Source organism: Microbacterium paludicola, assembly GCF_039529675.1.
GTDB classification, from domain to species: Bacteria; Actinomycetota; Actinomycetes; order Actinomycetales; family Microbacteriaceae; genus Microbacterium; species Microbacterium paludicola.
The window spans coordinates 1-4,888 of the sequence record NZ_BAAANG010000045.1 but is presented as its reverse complement, the minus strand read 5'-3'; the positions used below and the strand labels follow the sequence as shown (position 1 = coordinate 4,888).

General features: G+C 69.7%; 9 protein-coding genes. 6 read left to right on the top strand and 3 right to left on the bottom strand.

The genetic code is table 11. The features are described 5' to 3' along the window. From ABD161_RS15520 to ABD161_RS15505, 4 genes are all read left to right on the top strand, one after another. Window positions 1-250 (top strand): hypothetical protein (locus ABD161_RS15520; protein WP_344005023.1); only part of this gene is annotated, 250 nt, incomplete at its 5' end. Beyond that, window positions 247-480, top strand: a complete 234-nt coding sequence (locus tag ABD161_RS15515) for a hypothetical protein (RefSeq protein ID WP_344005020.1) — start codon at window positions 247-249, stop codon at window positions 478-480. The genes ABD161_RS15520 and ABD161_RS15515, both read left to right, overlap by 4 nt. Before the next feature lie 34 nt (window positions 481-514). Then, on the top strand, window positions 515-820 hold the full coding sequence (locus ABD161_RS15510; RefSeq protein ID WP_344005018.1) for a hypothetical protein: 306 nt from the start codon (window positions 515-517) through the stop codon (window positions 818-820). A 55-nt stretch (window positions 821-875) separates the two neighbouring features. After that, window positions 876-1,085, top strand: a complete 210-nt coding sequence (locus ABD161_RS15505) for a hypothetical protein (protein WP_344005015.1) — start codon at window positions 876-878, stop codon at window positions 1,083-1,085. Between the two features lie 340 nt (window positions 1,086-1,425). Here ABD161_RS15505 and ABD161_RS15500 read toward each other — a convergent pair whose 3' ends face one another. Genes ABD161_RS15500 through ABD161_RS15490 form a run of 3 tightly spaced genes read right to left on the bottom strand, consistent with a single transcriptional unit; the run spans window position 1,426 to window position 2,735 of the window. After that, on the bottom strand, window positions 1,426-1,674 hold the full coding sequence (locus ABD161_RS15500) for a hypothetical protein (protein WP_344005012.1): 249 nt from the start codon (window positions 1,672-1,674) through the stop codon (window positions 1,426-1,428). A 9-nt stretch (window positions 1,675-1,683) separates the two neighbouring features. Beyond that, window positions 1,684-2,280, bottom strand: a complete 597-nt coding sequence (locus tag ABD161_RS15495) for a helix-turn-helix domain-containing protein (RefSeq protein WP_344005010.1) — start codon at window positions 2,278-2,280, stop codon at window positions 1,684-1,686. 59 nt (window positions 2,281-2,339) lie between these two features. Next, window positions 2,340-2,735 (bottom strand): hypothetical protein, encoded by a 396-nt coding sequence (locus ABD161_RS15490; protein ID WP_135115647.1) that lies wholly within the window; start codon window positions 2,733-2,735, stop codon window positions 2,340-2,342. Between the two features lie 524 nt (window positions 2,736-3,259). Here ABD161_RS15490 and ABD161_RS15485 point away from each other — a divergent pair. Next, window positions 3,260-4,162: an ArdC-like ssDNA-binding domain-containing protein gene (locus ABD161_RS15485; RefSeq protein WP_344005006.1), complete on the top strand. Its 903-nt coding sequence runs from the start codon at window positions 3,260-3,262 to the stop codon at window positions 4,160-4,162. A gap of 10 nt (window positions 4,163-4,172) precedes the next feature. Beyond that, window positions 4,173-4,727 (top strand): hypothetical protein, encoded by a 555-nt coding sequence (locus ABD161_RS15480; RefSeq protein WP_344005004.1) that lies wholly within the window; start codon window positions 4,173-4,175, stop codon window positions 4,725-4,727. Window positions 4,728-4,888: the final 161 nt, after the last annotated feature.

Here is a 4,888-nt window from a genome sequence, read left to right as displayed (position 1 = left end):
CTGGGCGGACGAGTCCCTGCAGCAGGGCGACGGATCTTTCGCGATCGCCGTATGCGAGGCGAACGAGCCCGGCTACTGGACTCTCGACTACCGCCTCGGGACGCTCGAGGAGGCCAAGACCCTCGCCGCCGCGATCAACAGCGGCCGCGGCCTCAGCGCAGCCGAGGCGCTCGAGATCCGGATCTCCTCCATGAACGCCCACCTGGCAGGCCTGCGCGTCAGCCGGGACGCAGCCAGGGACCCTCGTTGAGCACCACCGGGGACACCGAGAGGGTCGCGCTGCTCGTGGAGCTCACCAGCGGAGAGGTGGTCGCCGTCGAGTTCCGATCTCGCGAGCTCGCCGACTGGTGGGAACAGCGCATGCCGTTCGAGGTCGTCGGTCGACCGCGGATGGTCTCGGCTCGCTCGCTCGCCGTCGGCGTCGCTATGCGAGAGCGCCGCGGAAACGACGCCACGAACGCTCCAGGGGATGACGGCTGACGCCCACCGCGGCGATCTGTGATTGGGTCGCACCATGACATCCCGACGCTCCGACACCGTCGACTATTCGACCCAGTGCACCGTGATCATCACGTTCCACGACGGCGACCGTGAGGACCGGATCGTCTACGAGCGCCCCCAGCCCCAGATCCCGGACGGTCCTCTCAGCACGTTCGATCGCATCCGCATCTCGCAGTTTCAGACCGACGACGAGCTCACCACCGAGGCACGCGCGATCTTCTCCGACATGAAGCGGAACGACCGCATCGGCAAGGACGCCACACTGAGCTCGATCTTCATCGCCCGCACCGCGGCGGCCGCGCTCGAGATGGGGCTCTAAGCCCTGACTGCTGCAGGGCAGGCTCAGGCGCACGCTCTGTGAGCTCGCCGCGTACATGGTGGAGGTGAAGCCACATCAACGCATCCGCCGCTGCCTCCGCCGCATCACCCGAACCGCACGGGCCATCGCAGACCTCGCGCGAGAGCTCACCCGCCTCCTCATGTGGGTCCTCGCCGCCGGAGGCCTCGTCATCGCGGTCGCGAACTCAAGCGGGGGTGCGGACCTGCTGGTGAGCATTCTCGAGCTCGCCGGCAGCATCCGCTGACCCCAGCCCCTCGCGGCGGGCTAGTAGTCCTCGAGGCGGCGCACGAGCGACGACGTCGGGCAGCCAGAGCGTCTGCGGGGCGCCCCGGGGTGCGCGCTCGAACAGCTGCTCGAGCGCGGCCTGTGGAGAACGGCCGCGAGGCGACGGGACGGTCCCATAGGCTCACGCGTCATGGACGAGCTCGCCGCCTACACGCAGCCGCGCTGCCCCAGCTGCGGGACCGTGCTGATCACCGTGGCACACGGATACGTCTGCCGTTCGTGCCGCCTCGCATACTCGGACCAGGTCCTCATGCACCAGGCGCCGGCGATCGCACCTCAGCGAGGCACGTGAGCTCCGTTCACCAGCACACCGGTGGCGATGATCTGCTCTCCTCGTGCTGCTCGGCGATCGCGCAGTCGTTGTGGAACGGGCCGCGGGAGGTGCCGATTGCGTCGTCGTCCTCTGCGATCTTCTCGCCACAGCCGGTGCACCGTGGCGACCGCCAGGTGCCGTCGTTGGGGATGTCGGGTCTGCCGGCGTCGACCCATGCCGCGATAGTCGCCCAGTCCGGACCGCCAGCGGGGTACTGCGTGATCTTCTTGGTCATCGGTGCGGTTCAGCTGATCGCTGCGGACCCCGGTCGCTCGAGCAGCTGGATGACGCGCGCGGGCTCTTCATAGGCCAGGGCGAGGTCGGCGATGTCGCCTTCGAAGATGCGCTCGGCATCCAGCGGGGTCGTCAGCTCCGCGATGACGAGCTCGGCCCGCTTGGTGACGTTGGCGTGGAACCACAGCAAACACCGACCGACCAGCGCGTTGTATGCCCCGAGCGGGATCGGCTCCGAGGGGAACAGCGTGGCGTACACCGCTCGAGGGTCGGCGGCGGCCGCGCTCACGGACGGCAGGAGGAAGGTCCACTCGGGCGAGCGGTCCGCTTCCCAGGTGCCGGACTCTCGCGCCGCGGCGAGGATACGGTCCGCCTCGAGGTCCTCCGGCGTCGACGGCGCGATCGCGGTGACGAAGGTGCCGAACTGGTCGAGGGCCCGGTCGACGGCAGCGGCGACGTCGTCGAGCCATGCCAGGGCCGGCGCATACGCCTGGGAAGCGTCCTCCCAGGCGCGCACAGTGGCGGGGTCGAGGCCAAGGGCCTCGGCGAGCTCGTCGACGGTGATGCCGAGGGCGGAGCGGCGCAGCGCGAGCGTGCCGTCTCGCATCGACTCACCTCCCGAACGGCCGGACACAGCGGCCGGGACAAGTCTTCCAGCGCTGTCAGTCATTCCGTGCTCGCCTTCTGGCGGGCGCGCTCTGCCGCGATGGCGCCCAGGGCGTCACCGGGAGCGATGTAGAGCAGGCTCACCTCGGCGCCGATCGCGGTAGCGGTCTGTGCGTCCCAGAAGCCACGACGCCCCGGCTCGCTCGCCAGGCGTCGGGCGCGCGCAGCCGAGGTCACCACTTCGGTGGCGAAGACCTCGATCTCTCCCGTGGCACCGTCGCGCCACAGCGTGAGGTACCGGACGTCGTCGGCGCGTTCCAGGTCGCCCTGTACGAGGAAGCCGACCACGTCAGAGGGCAGGACGAGAGGATGCCGGCCATATCCGGCGGGGTGGCGAACGCGGCGCAGCGCACGGGCGATCTCCTCGGCCTCGAGCTGCGCACTCAGCCCGTTCACTCGAGCAAGCGATCGCTGCTGCTGAATCCGCGTCGCGCGACCCACGCTGAGACGGGTGCGCAGCGAGTCGATCTCCGACGCGGTCGGCTCAGGAGCGCTCGAGATCTGCGCGACGAGCTCGCGCTGCCCCCGCGGCGAGGAGTCGTACGCCTCCTGCTTCCGCTGCAGGTACTCCTCCGCTCGAGCCAGCCGTTGCCGAGCTCGCCGGTCGTCGGGAGAACGCTCGGCCGTGTCCCGCGCACGCGCACAGCGCTTCTGTGCGCGCGAGAGCTGCTGCGCCGTGTGCGCGCTGCATCGCGGCCCCGGTCGCGGGTCACACATCCTCGCTCCGAACCCGTCCCGTGGCGTGGGCGTCGATCGTCATGTGCCTCCTCTTGGCGTCCTCCGTATAGGTGCCTCGCGGGCCTCCGATCTGACAGCGAAAAGACACCCTGCGGCGGATCCGATCTCGGGGGTTGCATCCCTGTCGAACACAGACTATATTAGTACCTGTCAGAGATACTAATAGAAGTTGGAGGGGCATCATGGCCACGAAGACGAAGCGCAGCAGGGCCCGCAAGACGCTCACCCCCGAGGAGCGCCAGGCCCGCGTCGACGAGCTGCACGCCAAGATCACCGCGCAGGTCGAGCAGCTGCGCGGGTCGGATGGATGGGCGCGGTTCCTGAGCTACGCGCGCAGCTTCCACAGCTACTCGCTCAACAACCTGATGCTGATCCTCGCCCAGCGCGAGAACGCCACCCAGGTCGCCGGCTATGTGAAGTGGCGCGAGCGCGGCCGCCAGGTGCGCGACGGGGAGAAGGCGATCAAGATCTTCGGCTTCTCGCAGAAGCGCATCACCGAGACCGACGAGAACGGCGAGGAGAGCACCCGGGTGATTCCCCGATTCCCGATCCTGTCCGTGTTCGACATCAGCCAGACCGACCCGATCCCAGGCCACCCCGGAGTGCCCGAGAACCCGGTGCGGCAGCTGACCGGCGACGACGACTTCGGCATCGTCGACGACCTCACCGCGCACATGACCGCCCAGGGTTGGCAGGTCATCCGCGAGCAGCTGCGGGAGGGCTTCAACGGGTACGCCTCCGGTGAGCGCCAGACGATCGCCCTGAACGCGGCGATCGCACCCGCCCAGGCTGCGAAGACGATGATCCACGAGGTCGCCCACGTCACGCTCGGCCACACCGACGACCAGGCCGACTACGTCGCTCACCGCGGCACCCGGGAGGTCGAGGCCGAGTCCACCGCCTACATCGTCGCCGGAGCGCTCGGGCTCGACACCGGCTCCTACAGCACCGGATACATCGCCGGCTGGGCAGAGAAGGCCGACGCCGACGTGATGCGCGAGACCGCCAGCCGGGTACTCGCCGCGGCGCAGAAGATCATCGAAGTCCTCACCCCCGCGGCCGCGGACCACGACCTGGCCGCGTGAGGAGGCCACGGTGAGCGAAGTCAAGACGGAAGGGGCCCGCGTCGCCTACGGCGACCGGGTCGCCTTCGCCGGCATCGTGTGGGAGCTGCAGGACACCCGCCAGCCCGAGACCCACCACCAGGACCACCTCGGCAGGCTCGTCCCCGTCGACCCGGAGACCGGCGAGCGGGTCGAGGTCATCCGCATCGGCCGCGCCGAGCGCATCGGCGTGCAGATCTCCCTGACCGCCGCCGGCGATCACGTGCACGCCTACCCGTCGACCCGCGGCTACACGCCGGAGCTCACCGACGCGCAGCGACGCACCTTGGCCGAGGCGATCGAGCAGGTCGACTTCGACGTCGCGCCGCTGCAGCCGATCGAGCGCGCACAGCGTATCGGCGACCGCCTGCAGACTCAGGTGCGCTGGCTGGTGGGCCAGGCCCTCGGCTATGAGCTGCGACAGAGCCTGCGCGAGTCCCTCCAGCATCTGCCCGCTCCCCGGCGCGAAGCCCTCCTCGAGGAGCTCGCCGCGCGCATCGCCGACACGTTCACCGAGCAGCTGCGCCGGGACCTGCGCCTCCTCTGAGCTCGTCGGTCAGATCCCCACCCGGCCACCCACCTACATAGACACGAGAGGAGACCGTCATGAGCATCCGAGCACGCGGCCCCGTAGCTGTGGCGATCGCCGCCGTCCTCGCCGCCGGCGCCTGGTTCGCCGTGGACACTGCCGGTCCCGCGCCCGCCGAG